Genomic DNA, 14,106 nt, shown 5'->3' on the forward strand with positions numbered 1-14,106 from the left:
CTCTCAGTGGGCGTCGGGGTGCCGATACCTGTCCTCGACGAGGATATTGCACAAGGCTGCGCGATCACGGACGCCGATATATTGGCGCCGGTCTGGGACTACAGCTCCGATTATCCGGAACTCAAGGGCAAGCCCCTCGCTATGGTCTCCTATGCAGAGCTCAGGAGCGGAAAGATAGAGGTGAACGGAAAGACCGTGGAGACCGCCTCGCTCTCCAGCATGCCCAGGGCGAGGGAAATTGCGAAGATCCTCAAAGATTGGATATCAAAGGGAGACTTCCTGCTCGGAAGACCTGTGGAGACGCTGCCTGGACCTGAGTCCGGCATGAATTTCAAACCGCTGACAGAGAGACCGGTTAAGAGGAGATAGAGAAACTATGATAGTCCTCAAGTTCGGCGGCAGGACGATCGGCACAGCGGAGGGCGTGAGTCGCTGCCTGGATCTGATCGCGAAGCGCGCGGGCGAGTCCCCGCTCGTGGTGGTCTCGGCGCACGGAAATACGACCGACATGCTCGTCGACGCGGCGAGCCGTGCGCTCAAGGGCGAAATCAAGAGCGGCGCGATACGCCGCTATCACGAGGAGCTGGCGGACGATCTCTCGGTGCCGAGGACTGCGATCGATCCGCTGCTCACAAGGCTCGAAACCTTGCTGCACGGCATAAACCTCGTGAAGGAGTTGACCGTGCGCACCATGGACAACGTGATGTCCTTCGGCGAGAGGCTCTCATCCAGGATAATCGCAGGGGCGCTTAACGCGCGGGGGATGAAGGCGAGCGCGATCAACTCCTACGACGCAGGCATGCTGACCGACTCCGCGTTCGGCAATGCGAAGCCTCTGCCGGGCATGGAAAAGGCGATCGCAGCGGCGATCGGATCGGTGGAGGGGATCCCGGTCGTCACGGGATTCCTGGGGAAGAACGATCAGGGCGAGATCACGACCCTCGGCCGCTCGGGCAGCGACTACACTGCCACGATCTTCGCGGCTGCGGTAAAGGCGAAAGAGGTGGTCATCTACAAGGCCGTGGACGGCGTGATGACCGCTGACCCTGGAATCGAGCCGGGAGCGAGGAACATTCCTAAACTCTCGTTCGACGAGGCCTCGGAGCTCGCGTACTTCGGCGCAGAGGTCCTGCACCCTGCGACCCTCATCCCAGCGATCAGGCACGGGATCCCGGTCAGGGTCGCCAACGTCATGAGGCATGATGATCCGGGCACCGTGATAGTGGCTGAGCCCGTGCTCACGAAGAGCCTCGCGAAGTCGATCGCTTACAAGGAGGACGTGACCCTCATACACCTCGAGTCCGAGCGCTTTCACTCGGTGCCGGAGATCTTAAACTCCGCGCTCGCGGTGCTCAAGGATCATGGCGTGATCGCGCACATGATAATGACCAGCGAGGCTGGCATCTCGCTCATCACGCAATCCGGACTCTCCGAGCGCGCGCGCAACTCAGCCTGCGAAGGTCTCAAGGGGTTTGCTTCGGTGCGCTGCGAGGACAAGATGGCCGTGGTCTGCGTGGTGGGCGACGAGCTACGGGGTAACCCAAAGTCGATCGGCAGGATATTCACCGCGCTCGCGGACGCGGGCGTGTGCTCGCGCGCCATCACAAAGAGCGCATCCGAGATCAACGTGGCGTTTCTGGTGAAGGATTCAGAGATCGCAAACGCGGTAAAGTCCCTGCACTCAATCCTCTAGGCGCCGCAGCACTTCTTGTACTTCTTCCCGCTGCCGCAGGGGCAGGGATCGTTGCGGCCGATCTTCGGGGCTTCCCTGTGGACCGTGGTGTTCGGTTTTTTTGAATCGTAGTAATACCACTTGCCGTCGTCGAACTTCCTGAACTCCGCTATCTCGCGGTGCTCGACCTCCTGTCCGCCCTGCTCGTAGCGGCAGATGAACTTCACGAACCCGGCGTGGCCGTCGTCGTTGTGGTCCTCGATGTCGAGCCCCAGCCACTTTGACTCTTTCGACCAGCTCTCGATCTCCTTGCGGTCCTGCTTCTTGCGGATGTCCGGGTGGCAGCTCGCCACTATGAAATCCACGTCCCCCTTGGTGTAGGCCTTGTATCGCGCCTCGAGCAAGGCCTTCGGGCTCGATGGCCATCCGAACATGATCATGTCATCCTCCATGATGTTGCGTTGTGTGTATTCCGTAGCTTCATTGCAATAAAATCTCAAGCAGGATCTCGAGCGGTCCAGGCGGCGGTTTCTCGCCACTATCCTTAGAGTCGAGAATTATCGCTTGAGGGATGAATTTTCTTCTGATACCCCCAGATCCGGGAGGCGACATGTTCCAAAAACTCCTTTGGCTTGCGATGGCAGGGGGAGCAGGCACTCTCTGCAGATACGGCCTCTCCGGCGCCGTGCACAGGTTCTCCGACGGCGTTTTCCCATGGGGCACGCTGGTCGTCAACGTCGTCGGATGCTTCGTGGTCGGGATCCTCTGGGCCCTCTCCGAGGGGTCGCTCGCCCTGAGCAGCCAGGTGAGGGCGGTCATCTTCGTAGGGTTCTTCGGCGCATTCACCACCTTCTCGTCGTTCATGCTGGAATCCGCAGAGCTGGTGCGGGCGGCCGAGTTTGCGGCCGCGCTGAAGAACGTGGCGCTGCAGAACGTGGTCGGCATAGTCTGCGTCGCGGCGGGCATGATGCTCGTCCGCAGCTTGAGAGGGGGTTGAGAATGCACCTGCCTTCAGAGGCCCAGCTGCTCCGCATCTTCATCGGCGAAAGCGACCGCTCCGACGGCAAGCCGCTGTACGAGGCGATCGTGGAGCTTGCCCGCAAGGAGGGGCTGGCCGGGGCCACGGTGATGAGGGGGCTCATGGGATTCGGCGCCGACAGCCGCATGCACACTGCAAAGATCCTGAGACTCTCCGAAGACCTGCCTGTGATCGTCGAGATCGTGGATAAACCGGAGCGGATCGAAATGTTTCTCAAGATCATCGACCCGATGATTGAGGAAGGGCTTGTGACGCTGGAGAAGGCTACCGTGATCGCCTATCGGCACCACAAGGGTCAGGACCTCTAAAAAAAACGGCCCCACTCGGGGCCGTTTCTCTGGTGGAGGCGGGCGGAATTGCACCGCCGTCCGCGAAAGCTTTGTGAGCGCGTCTACATGCTTAGTCCCTGTATTGAGTTTCGCCCGAAGGGGCTCCCGGGGAAAGGATCCCTTTCAAACTATCCCTGCTGTGTCTTGCCACCCCGCGCCTGGGAGAACTTGGGGCAGCCAGCCTGCTAGCGGCGTCTTCCGGCTCAGCAGGCGTCAGCCGGTCGACGTGCTACCTATAGTTAGGCAGCAAGAGCCATAGGCTCGGCATTTCAGTGTTTTTGCCATCAGTTTTGCGGCTTGATGACGGGCCGGCATGCAGCGCTCACTCCACATTCCACGTCGAAATCTCTTCGCCCCCGCATTGAATTTTCAAAGAACTAGCGGTTTTTCCTCACCGCCCGCGAGAGCTCGCGTTTCGTCTCCCGCTCCTTGATCGCCACGCGCTTATCGTACTTTCGCTTCCCGCGCGCAAGCCCCAGCTCGACCTTCGCGCGTCCATTCCTGAAATACAGCATCAGGGGCACCATGGTGTAGCCCTTCTGCCTCAGCGTGTTCGAGAGTTTCATGATCTCGCGCGAGTGCAGGAGCAGCTTTCGCGTGCGTTTGGGCTCGTGGTTCGCGTATGAAGCCGGCGAGTACTGCGCGATGTGCGAATTTATGAGCCAGATCTCGCCCCCCTTTATCATAGCGTAGGAGTCGGAGAGAGAGGCCCCTCCGTCGCGCAGGCTCTTCACCTCGCTGCCCATGAGGACCAGGCCCGCCTCCATCTTCTCCTCGATGTGAAAGTCGTGGAAGGCCTTGCGGTTCTTGGCGACGACCTTTATGTCGGACGCTTCCTTCTTGCCCATCTCACTCACGGCAGATAGCGGTGCGCCTGCCGTACCTCTCGTCGAATGTGAGCTCGGCGAGCGAATGGCGCCTGCTGCCGGGCTTGGGGGTTTCTTTGGGCCTGCCCACGGTCAGGAGCGTGACCACATAGCAGTGCTCTGGGACCGCCAAGACTGGCCTGATCTCCTCCTGTTCGAACAGTGCCACCCAGCAGCTCCCGTATCCCAGGTCGGTCGCAGCCAGCACGATGTGTTCCGCCGCGATCGAGGCGTCGCGCACCGCCTTGATGAGCAGCGTTGTCTTGTGCGCGGCGTTGAGCGAGTCGTACTCGTTCCGCTCGACGTCCTTGAACTTGGCCAGGGGGTCGGCGATCACCGCGATCACCGCCGGCGCGTCGAGGATCCACTGCTGTTTTCCCGAGACTTCGTACAGCTTCTTCTTGATCGCGGCGTCGCGGACCACGATGAATCGCCATGGCTGCGCGTTGTTGCCGGAGGGCGCGAGCCTGCCTGCCTCCAGGATCTTCACTATGTCCTCGTCGGGCATCGGCCTGTTCGCATAGCTGCGGACGCTGACGCGCTTCTTCGCAAGTTCGATAAAACTCATCATCATGGCCTCCTGTCAGCGATGGGTGTAGCCGGGGCGGCATGCTTCAGTCAAGGGAACTGATCAAGGGATCCGGAGGGTGGAATAGGCTGTGCGCTTACGTGGACTTGAGGATTCCGCCGCCCACGGCCACGTGGCGCACGTGCTGCGGCTCTGTCGAGGCGATCAGTCTGTCGTAGAATCGCGCCTCGCTCTCGTCTTCGCTCCACTTCGGCGCATTGACGATTATGAAGTCGGCCTTTTTCCCCTCGTCGAGCGTGCCGATCAGATGGTCCAGCCCTAATGCCCTCGCGCCGCCGACCGTGGCCATCCGAAGGACCTCGGCGGGGGTGGGGCAGGGGGTTGCGCCCCCCGTGGTCGCGATCCTCATCTCCTCCCACATGTTGAAGCCCAGCTGCCCTATCCAGCTTTCGTTGCCCAGGCCTATGGGGATGCCGTGATCGGAGAGCTTCCCGTACGGGAACTGGCCGTGCTTCATGCGCCTGTTCATGGACGGACACCAGACCACGCGCACGAGGTGCCTGGCCAGCAGGGGGAAGTCCTTTGCGGAGAGCTGAAGGCCGCCCACGATCGTGGTCGGCGCGTCGAAGAAGCCGATGTCGGCCAGGTACGCCACTGGGGTCTTGCGCTGCGCCGGCGGCAGCTCCGACCATCCCAGCGCCGGCCATATCTCCGTTGCGATCGGCCCCTGCGAGTCGAAGAAGAACTCCATCTCGGCGAACGATTCGGCCGCGTGTATCATCACCGGGATCGAGGCGTCGCGCGCGTGCTGGCTGATTATCTTGAGCAGGTTGCGCGAGAGCAGATACGGCGCGTAGGGACCCAGGCCCACGCGTATCCTGTCGTGCGTGGCGTCGGTGTACTTGTCGAGCAGGGCGAGCGCGACCTCGAACTTCTGCTGCGCGGCCTCGCCTCGGCCGGCCAGCACCTCGGGGAAGACCACGGCGCGCAATCCGGTCTCGCGCAGGAGTTTGAACGTGCCCTCGAAGTTGGTCATGTCGCCCACGCAGGTGACGCCCGTCTCGATCAGCCGGTTGATGCCGCGCTGTATCCCGTCGATCACCTGTTCAGGTTTCGCGTCGTGCTTGAACTCGATCTGGTCGATCAGCATGGATACGAAGTCGGAGGGCTCCTCGATGATGGAGTCGTCGCTCGACGCGAAGGAGGGGTTGTAGAGAGAGACGAGGTCCAGGTGGCAGTGGGCCGATACGAGGCCGGGCATGAGCACTCCATCCGGGAACTCTTTTATCGGCGCATCGGGGTATTTCCCCTGGATCTCTTCTCTGGCGCCGAACGCATGTATCCTGCCGAGCTCCACCGCGATCGCCCCATATCTAATGATAGGGCCTCCGTTGGTCATCGGCAGGGCATAGGAAGCAGTAATGATTTCCATAGGTTATAACCCTTTGGGTTGTTGGTTTAGATGAATCTACCAGAACCTCAAGACAGGGGCAACGTCATTATAGGGCGATCAGAGGCTGCAAAGGACTTGTTCCATGATGCGGTTTTTATTTTCACCTTGCCAAGTGAACGCAGCAGGCGATATCGCAGGCAAGATGACGGTTAAGGATGTGGATAAAAAGGATAAGACCGAGTTGCAACGGACGGATCAACCGGGACCCGGGCAGCTCTTAATCTATCGCGACGGCGGGCTCCGTCTTCAGGTCCGCGTTGACGGCCGGACTGTCTGGCTGACCCAGCGTTTGATTGCTGATTTGTTTCAGAAGGACGTCCGCACTATCAACGAGCACTTGCGGAACATCTTTGACGAAGAGGAGTTGGACGAAGATTCAGTTATCCGGAAATTCCGGATAACTGCAAGCGATGGAAAACCCTATGATATTCAGCACTACAACCTCGACGCCATTCTTGCCGTAGGTTATCGAGTCCGCTCTGCGCGGGGCACGCTCTTTCGACAGTGGGCTACCGCGCGGCTGTCCGAGCTCTTAGTCAAGGGCTTTACCCTCGACGACGAGCGCATCAAGGCAGGCAAGACCCTTGGGGACGAATATTTTGACGAGTTGCTCGAACGCATTCGCGATATACGCGCTTCCGAGCGGCTCTTCTACCAGAAGATCACGGATATCTACGCCACCAGCATCGATTACGACTCCAGGGCCGAGATCACGCAGACCTTCTACGCCACGGTGCAGAACAAGCTGCATTGGGCAATCCATGGTCATACTGCTGCGGAACTGATCAGCGAGCGTGCCGCTGCCGGCAAACCGCACATGGGTTTGACTACGTGGAAAAACTCGCCGCACGGCCCCATCCGCAGGACTGACGTGACAGTTGCCAAGAACTACCTGGGCGAGGAAGAGCTGCGCGAGCTCAACCGCGTTGTGACCATGTACCTCGACTATGCCGAGGACCAGGCCCGCAGGCGACGCCCCATGCACATGGCCGACTGGGTCGCCAGGCTCGACGCGTTTCTCAAGTTTAACGAGCGCAACGTCCTCACTCACGCGGGCAGGATCTCGCATCACCTGGCCGAGGAGCACGCGCACGTGGAGTTCGAAAAATACGAGGCCGAGCGCAGACGACTGGAAGCTGCGCAGCCTACTGGTGATTTCGACCGGCTTGTGGAAGAGACGAAGGAACTGGAGAAGCTGCCGGCGCGAAAGCGAATCGTGAAACGAAAGAAGAGCGGCAAGAGATAATCGGCATGCTTGCCCCCCGCTTGTCATTCCCGCGAAAGCGGGAATCTCCTGATATCAATCCCCTCTCCCTGTATTCCCTTGATCTCTAATATAAATTCTGCAAGTTTCCTCGCAACATTCCGTGCAAGGTGTGGGGGAGTAATTACGGTCAATTCGCTCATTGTCATTCAGCAGACGGAACGAGTCGAAGGCCTCTGTTTCGCTACGGCTCGCTCACTCAGTCGCCGCTCGCTCGCCTGCGCATCAGGCGCCGCAGCATTGCAGGCTTGGAAAGCGGCGCCTTCTGACGCCGCTCAACAGAGGCCTTCGCCTCGTTCCGTCATGCGGTATCCTGTGCCGTATCCCCTCTCCCTAGATGGGAGAGGGTTAGGGAGAGGGTGACCAAGGTTGTTCTCAGCGACAGGAAGCGGTAGTGGCTGATGGTGAAGGGGGAGACGGGTAATGGAGGAAAGGAAATGAACGCCATGGAACCGACCATTGTTTGTCCAAAGTGTCAGGCCGAGATCAAACTTACGGAGTCGCTGGCTGCGCCTCTTATCGAATCGACCAAGCGCGAGTTTGAGCGGAAGCTTGCGGAGAAGGACACGGCGATTGCGGCGCGTGAGGGCAGTATCCGTGAGCGCGAGCAGTCCTTGGTTAAAGAAAAAGCTGCTCTTGAAGATCAGGTTGCAGCAAGACTCACCCAGGAACGGACAAAGATCGCCACCGAGGAGGCAAAGAAGGCCAAGACCGTTGTGGCTATGGAGCTTGAACAGAAGGCAAAAGAGAATACAGAGCTCCAGGACGCGCTGAATCAGCAAAATGCGAAATTGGCGGAGGCACAGGCGGCACAAGCCGAATATACTCGCAAGCAGCGCGAATTGGATGACGCCAAGCGCGAGCTGGATTTGACGGTCGAAAAACGAGTGCAGGCAGGGCTCGGGAGTATTCGCGAGCAATCGCGCAAAGAAGTCGAAGAACAGATGAACCTGAAGGTATCGGAAAAGGAACAGATCATTATTTCCATGCAACGAAAGATCGAGGAGCTGCAACGGAAGGCGGAACAAGGCTCACAACAGCTTCAGGGCGAAGTCCAGGAGCTGGAGATTGAGGCATTGCTCAAGGCAAAATTTCCTCTCGATACCATTGAGCCGGTGCCAAAGGGAGAACATGGCGGCGACACACTGCAGAGAGTCGTAAGTTCCCTGGGACAGGCGTGCGGAACAATTCTGTGGGAATCCAAGCGCACAAAGAATTGGAGCGACAGCTGGCTCCCGAAGTTGCGCGATGATCAACGAGTTGCAAAAGCTGAAATAGCTATCATTGTCAGTCAGACGCTTCCGAAAGGAGTGGAGGCATTTGATTTCGTGGAAGGCGTATGGGTCGCTCATCCCGGCGTTATTATGCCGGTGGCCCTGATGTTGCGTCACTCCCTTATTGAAGTCTCCACAGCTCGCCAGGCATCCGAGGGCCAACAGACCAAGATGGAGTTGCTCTATTCTTATCTAATAGGCCCACACTTCCGCCAGCGTGTTCAGGCCATTGTCGAGGCGTTTACGACAATGAAACAGGATCTGGACCGCGAGAAGAAGGTTATTACAAAACAATGGGCCAAACGCGAAGAGCAGACCGAGCGCGTCATGCAGGCCACTGTGAGTATGTACGGCGACCTGCAGGGGATCGCTGGCAAAAGCCTGCCCGAGATCGCGGTGTTGGAGATGGAGGCGTTAGAGGCGCCTGAAGAAGTGGATTCATCGTCAAGGGAAGAGTCATAAGGGCTAACTTGAGGAGTCTATGAAACTTACGCACTTAAGAATACAGAACTTTCGCTCGTGTCGCGATATTTCCTTGGAGCTCGGCGGAATTCACGCACTAGTTGGCGCGAACAACTCAGGAAAGTCATCAGTACTTCGTGCCTTGGATTTGCTCTTCAATCCTAGCACTAAGTTGTTGAACGAAGAGTCTTTTTGGAACAAGGACACCAGTCTGGAAATTCGTGTCGAAGCCATATTTTCGGACTTAACGGAAACAGAGAAGGTAGCTTTGGGTCCTTATCTAAAGGCGGACGGTACATTTCACATGGCTCGTTCAGCAAGAATGGGCGCGAAGAGCGAGGATTCAGAATTCGATTCCGAGCAAGACGAAGATAAGATTGGAATTGGACAGCACTACAAGAAGCCCATTCCCGAACCAGAATGGCTTCAAGAATCAAAAATAAACGGCAAGAACATCGCCGAATGGTGGAAGATAAAAGATCAACTTGTAGTTGATGGTACGAAGTTCATTGCAGAAGCAACCAAGAAGCCGGGCGTTGAAGAATGGAAAGAAAAAGTCAAAGAGTTTATTTCAGCTCATGCGGAAAAAATACCGATGGAAGACGCATGGATCGACAATCCAAAGGGCTATGCTAATGTATTAAAGGGTACACTGCCCTTCTTCGTGCTTGTTCCAGCGGTCAGGGATGTTACAGAAGAATCGAAGGGAACTAAAAGTAGTCCTTTTGGAAAGTTGCTTTATGCAATACTAGATTCTGTTACTCAGGATAAAAAGGAGAAAATTGACCGCATCCTTGGTGAAGTTGCCAAACAAATGAACCGCAGTGGCGGAGAAGAGCGTGTCCCGCTGATTGCCGAAACGGAAAAACAGCTCAATGTATTGCTGAATGACTTTTTTGCCGGTTGCGACCTTGAAATTGAGTTTGAAACACCGACGCTAGAAGTCCTTCTCAGTGCGCCGAAGCTTTATGTGGACGATGGCTTCAGGAATGCCGTTGAGAATAAGGGTCATGGCCTACAAAGGGCCATCATTTTTACTATTCTACGGCGTTATGCTGAGCACATGATATCGGCGGGAGACGGGAGAAAACGCAATATCATTCTTGCAGTTGAAGAACCAGAACTCTACATGCATCCGCAGGCACAAAGAACCGTCAGGCAGGTTTTTCGTAAGATATCGGAAGGTGGCGACCAGGTTCTTTTTTCAACTCATTCATCGCTTTTGGTAGATGTGGCCTATTTTGATGAAATTATACGATTGGAAAGTATCGTCGAGAGCGATGATGGGAAAAAAACAGCGATAAGCAAAGCATGGCAGCTACCGATGTCGAAGATGATTGAGGATCTTGAGATCAGGAAACCCAATTTAAAGGGCAAGATCACTGCTGAATCCATGCGCGATCATTATTCGCATGCCTATAATCCCCGGAGAAATGAAGGGTTCTTTGCTTCCAAAATCATTCTTGTTGAAGGAGTGACCGAAGAATACAGTCTTCCAATTTATGCAGATGTGCTTTCGAATTGTGCATTCGATCCTCAAGGCATAAGTGTCGTTGAATGCGGTGGTAAGGGTCCAATGGATCGGTTGTTTAGAATATTCAATGAACTTCATATTCCTTGCTACATTCTCTTCGACTATGATCGTAACAACAAGGAAAAGAACGTTATCGATAAATCTAAGGAGCTTCTAGCTCTGGCAGGTGAAGATCAAAATGCACCTCAAGCTCTTTTTGTCGCGGATACTATAGCTTGCTTTCCGAACAAATGGGAAGACGATTTGAAAAACGAAATCCCCGACGCGAATACGCTAACAGCGGAGGCTAGGAAGGAGCTTGGATTAATCGATGACACGGGGAAACCGTTGATTGCCCGATATATTGCCAGGAAACTCACGTCTCGAACTTCACCAGTAATTCCAGGTAGTCTCCAAAAGATTATTGAGAAAGCAGTTCGGGTGACATGGAAAACAACTTGTCTCAGATCAGCAGAACAAGTGCCTGGAGTTGTGTGATGGCTATTTAAGAAGTAATGCGAACGTAGCAGGGTCGTGAAAGGCAACAATGAAACTCACTGACAACGAAATTCGGGATATCAGGAAGTATCTGGAGGCGGGGAAGCCGCTACCGGAGCAGTATCGGTTCCTGCTCTTTGAGGACAAGCGAGAGGTGGAGTTGGTCTGGAACGGGAAGACCAATGAGGTCTGCAACGTAGTGCTGCCGTTTCAGACGATCGAGCACATCGATGAGTCGAGGGTTGAGAGCGGCACCATCCAAAGCGTATTTGATCAGCTGACATCGTATGCATAGCGAGGCAGTTGCGAAGTGTTGAACAGGGTTCATAAGGGTAGGGACAAATTGTCCCCTCCCTTACATGGGCGTATTTAGCCGATTACGTTCCGACTGGCGGAAAGGTGCTGAACTCGGAAGGAGGGGGGTACAAATTGTACCCCATTTCGTATTTCAGTCGCCCCCCGCGCGGGGGGCGTGGATTGAAACCTTAATTATCCTCGCCACTCACACCCCCGTTATAGTCGCCCCCCGCGCGGGCCTGCCTGCCGGACAGGCAGGGGCGTGGATTGAAATAGAGTCGTATCGACAAGAATATCCTTTTCTGCCAAAATCTTTGCATTCCATGCAGAGGTGAGTAGGAGATTATATGAGCTTAAAATTCATGGGGTTTCTTGTTCGCGATGGAAGGTGGTGGGTGGTCGGTGTTCCGGCCCTCGAAGTCTGGTCACAGGGAAAGACTCGTATTGATGCCTGCCGGATGATTAAGGAGGCAGTTGAAATGTCGATTAATCGTCCAATTAAAGTTAACGTCTTGCCGATGCCGGGGAATTGTTTCGTTTTATATGCGAAGGACAGCCGTAATGATAGGTATCTGCTTGCAACGATGCTCAAGAGGCAACGGGGAAACAGTGGTCTGAGTTTAGGACAAACCGCCAAGCGACTCAAAGTCGCAAGTAAAACCTATTCACAATATGAGCAGGGGCGGTTGCTTCCGAGTATCACTAAAATTTTAGAATATATATCGGCAATGAACAACGACGATCATGTTGTACTCGATGTTGTCTCTAAGCAAGGGCCTTTGCGCCGAAGCTACCGATTCCTTTCTCCGAAGTCGTATTAATAAGGCGAGTGTATTCGGAAGTTAAAAGACCGATTGGCGTTGCGGTTTGTGCGTCAGCTATGAAGGGAAAGGCTAGGCAGCACCGTCTTTCTTTGTTTTTCTCACCGCCATGCCGCAGTTGGAGCCGATCGCGTTCTCGCGCACGTCCCCGATGGAGACTATGCAGTCGAAGCCGAGCTCGTTGAGCCTCTTCGAGAGCGAGTTCGCCTCCTCGGGGGCGTGCGGCGGAAGGGCCGTGGAGAGGCCGGTCTCGGCCGAGCGGATCGTGGGATTGAGCGGTGTGATCTTCACGCACGTGAACCCGGGGTCGAAACTCCGCGCGATCGTCTCCGGGTCCACGGGCACGCCCTCGGTGAGGGCGAAGTTGAGCGCGGCCTTGCGCCTGCCCGGCTCGTGAAACGCGCGCGCGTATTCCGAGATATATGCGAAGGACATCTTGGGCCACGGCATGAGCCGGTCGCGCGCGGCCTCGTCCGTGGAGTTGAGCGAGATCTGGAGCTGGAAATCCCTTCCTGAATATACGCTGTGCCTGATCTCCTTGAGCGAGTCGAACCAGCGGCATGCGTTGGCAGGCGCGGTGGTGGCGATGCAGGGCATGAGTCCCGGCGCGCCGTAGCGAGAGGGCAGCGTTTCGAGCGCGCCAAGGACAGCGGAGTTCAGCGCCGGCTCGCCCATGCGCGCGAACTGGACCTTGAATTTCTTCGTTCCCTTGAGCCTCGATTCCGGGTGGCGCGCGACCACGGCGTCTATCTGGGCCAGGATCTCTTCGGCGGTGAGATCGCCCCGGTAGTCGCCGCCCGCGTCGCACATCGGGCACGCTATCGGGCAGCCGAACTGCGATGAGACTATCACCACCCACTTGTAATTCGGGTCCTCCTCAGGGTCGCGCGCGTCCACGAACTCGGCGAGCAGCCTCTCGTCGCCGCGGAATCGCGCCACGAACACCTCCGCAAGACTCGGGTCACCTTGTATTGAGATTATCTCCATCGATCCTCTTTTTGAGATATTCCGCCGCCGCCAGTGCCGCGGCCGTTCCATCTCCCGCCGCCATCGAGATATGGCATTGCCTGCCGTGCCTCAGATCTCCTGCGAGAAAGAGCCCGGGAGCGCCCCTGGTGAGCGAGCGGTCCATGAAATCCACCATCGGCTCCTTGCCGATGCAGCTCACTATGATGTCCGCGTCCAGCTCTTTTTGGGCGGTGCCTTCGCGCAGCCGGACCGCGGCGCCGTAGCTGTCCTCTGAGAGCGAGATCACCTCATGGCCCAAGATCAGCGAGACGTTGGCCTCCACCGCCCGTTCCAGCAGCGATCGCGTGCATCCGGGCGCATTGCCTCGCATTACGATCGTCACCGAGCGCGCGGAGGCGGAGAAGCCCATCGCCATGTCGAAGGCCACGTCGTTTCCTCCGATTATGACCACCCTTTTGTCGGAGAACGCGAGCGTGGCCGGATCGACGTAGGTGAAGAGCCTGCGGCCGGTGAGCTCGCGCTCGCCCGGTACGCCGAGCCTTTTCGGGGCGAGCCCCACCGCGACGATGGCGGTGCGACCCCGCACTTCGCGGTCCTCTATATTCGCGACGAAGAGCCCGTCCTCTTTGCCGAGGCGAGTGACGCGCTCGAGCACTATCCTTATCCCCCTGGCGCCGACGTGATCGAGCCATCTTCGCATCAGCTCCCTGCCTGGGATGCCCCCGGGATATCCAGGGAAGTTCTCGACCAGGTTAGCGGCCAGCGCCTGGCCGCCAGGCCTCGCGGCTTCGTAGACCTCCGCCTTGAGCCCCTGTCTGGCCGCCTCCAGCGCGGCGGCGAGCCCCGCCGGTCCTGCGCCCACGATGATGCAGTCGATGGCGTTTTTTGATCCGGTCACGAGTCCCTCCTCATCATCGAGAGTATTTCGCGCGTGGTGACGATGTGCGCGAAGCCGTACCCCAGGTTCGTGAGCGAGGCGTTCTGAAATTTCGCGCTGCCTGCGGCGCACGCGTCCTTCACTATCGTGGGCTCAAAGTCCTTCATGAACGCGTGGCGCGCGGTGGTCTCCACGCAGAGATTGGTCATGACCCCGCATATCACGAGCGACTCGACCCGCCTC

At 57.0% G+C, this 14,106-nt stretch carries 15 protein-coding genes, 1 other RNA gene and 1 pseudogene; 9 read left to right on the forward strand and 8 right to left on the reverse strand.

Annotated features, from left to right (window positions below):
• Both WC683_15845 and WC683_15850 read left to right on the forward strand, forming a co-directional pair.
• Positions 1–369, forward strand: a 369-nt coding sequence (locus WC683_15845) for a homocysteine biosynthesis protein (GenBank protein ID MFA4974084.1), incomplete at its 5' end; no start/stop codon positions are given.
• 7 nt (positions 370–376) lie between these two features.
• Positions 377–1,693, forward strand: a complete 1,317-nt coding sequence (locus WC683_15850) for an aspartate kinase (GenBank protein ID MFA4974085.1) — start codon at positions 377–379, stop codon at positions 1,691–1,693.
• On the opposite strand, the gene WC683_15855 is transcribed toward WC683_15850, so the two are convergent.
• The gene (locus WC683_15855) at positions 1,690–2,124 is read right to left on the reverse strand and encodes a YchJ family metal-binding protein (protein ID MFA4974086.1); all 435 of its coding nucleotides are present in this window, start codon (positions 2,122–2,124) and stop codon (positions 1,690–1,692) included. The two genes, WC683_15850 and WC683_15855, sit on opposite strands and share 4 nt — an antisense overlap.
• A gap of 158 nt (positions 2,125–2,282) precedes the next feature.
• Here WC683_15855 and crcB point away from each other — a divergent pair, with 158 nt between their 5' ends.
• Together crcB and WC683_15865 are read left to right on the forward strand one after the other, a co-directional pair.
• Positions 2,283–2,669 (forward strand): fluoride efflux transporter CrcB, encoded by a 387-nt coding sequence (crcB, locus tag WC683_15860; GenBank protein MFA4974087.1) that lies wholly within the window; start codon positions 2,283–2,285, stop codon positions 2,667–2,669.
• A 2-nt stretch (positions 2,670–2,671) separates the two neighbouring features.
• Positions 2,672–3,019, forward strand: a complete 348-nt coding sequence (locus WC683_15865; GenBank protein ID MFA4974088.1) for a DUF190 domain-containing protein — start codon at positions 2,672–2,674, stop codon at positions 3,017–3,019.
• A gap of 30 nt (positions 3,020–3,049) precedes the next feature.
• Here the strand turns inward: WC683_15865 and ssrA are convergent.
• From ssrA to WC683_15885, 4 genes are all read right to left on the reverse strand, one after another.
• Positions 3,050–3,398, reverse strand: a transfer-messenger RNA (tmRNA) gene (gene ssrA, locus WC683_15870).
• A gap of 19 nt (positions 3,399–3,417) precedes the next feature.
• On the reverse strand, positions 3,418–3,888 hold the full coding sequence (smpB, locus tag WC683_15875) for an SsrA-binding protein SmpB (protein MFA4974089.1): 471 nt from the start codon (positions 3,886–3,888) through the stop codon (positions 3,418–3,420).
• A gap of 1 nt (position 3,889) precedes the next feature.
• Complete coding sequence (locus WC683_15880; GenBank protein MFA4974090.1) at positions 3,890–4,474, reverse strand: nitroreductase family protein; 585 nt, start codon at positions 4,472–4,474, stop codon at positions 3,890–3,892.
• A gap of 97 nt (positions 4,475–4,571) precedes the next feature.
• Entirely contained in the window at positions 4,572–5,867 is a 1,296-nt protein-coding gene (locus WC683_15885; GenBank protein ID MFA4974091.1) for an amidohydrolase family protein, read from the reverse strand.
• Between the two features lie 163 nt (positions 5,868–6,030).
• On the opposite strand from WC683_15885, the gene WC683_15890 reads away from it, so the two are divergent.
• From WC683_15890 to WC683_15910, 5 genes and pseudogenes are all read left to right on the forward strand, one after another.
• Entirely contained in the window at positions 6,031–7,134 is a 1,104-nt protein-coding gene (locus WC683_15890; GenBank protein MFA4974092.1) for a virulence RhuM family protein, read from the forward strand.
• A gap of 455 nt (positions 7,135–7,589) precedes the next feature.
• Positions 7,590–8,888: a DUF2130 domain-containing protein gene (locus WC683_15895; protein MFA4974093.1), complete on the forward strand. Its 1,299-nt coding sequence runs from the start codon at positions 7,590–7,592 to the stop codon at positions 8,886–8,888.
• 19 nt (positions 8,889–8,907) lie between these two features.
• Entirely contained in the window at positions 8,908–10,899 is a 1,992-nt protein-coding gene (locus WC683_15900; GenBank protein ID MFA4974094.1) for an ATP-dependent endonuclease, read from the forward strand.
• Between the two features lie 49 nt (positions 10,900–10,948).
• Positions 10,949–11,134: pseudogene (locus WC683_15905) on the forward strand (hypothetical protein).
• A gap of 409 nt (positions 11,135–11,543) precedes the next feature.
• Entirely contained in the window at positions 11,544–12,017 is a 474-nt protein-coding gene (locus WC683_15910) for a helix-turn-helix domain-containing protein (GenBank protein MFA4974095.1), read from the forward strand.
• A gap of 72 nt (positions 12,018–12,089) precedes the next feature.
• Here the strand turns inward: WC683_15910 and WC683_15915 are convergent, their stop codons facing one another.
• From WC683_15915 to WC683_15925, 3 genes are all read right to left on the reverse strand, one after another.
• Entirely contained in the window at positions 12,090–13,004 is a 915-nt protein-coding gene (locus WC683_15915) for a radical SAM protein (GenBank protein ID MFA4974096.1), read from the reverse strand.
• Positions 12,979–13,884 (reverse strand): FAD-dependent oxidoreductase, encoded by a 906-nt coding sequence (locus WC683_15920; protein ID MFA4974097.1) that lies wholly within the window; start codon positions 13,882–13,884, stop codon positions 12,979–12,981. The genes WC683_15915 and WC683_15920 overlap by 26 nt, the downstream gene beginning before the upstream one ends.
• On the reverse strand, positions 13,881–14,106 hold a 226-nt coding region (locus WC683_15925), incomplete at its 5' end, for an isochorismatase family protein (protein MFA4974098.1). The genes WC683_15925 and WC683_15920, both read right to left, overlap by 4 nt.

The sequence above is a fragment of the bacterium genome, from assembly GCA_041648665.1.
Lineage (GTDB): Bacteria > UBA10199 > UBA10199 > 2-02-FULL-44-16 > JAAZCA01 > JAFGMW01.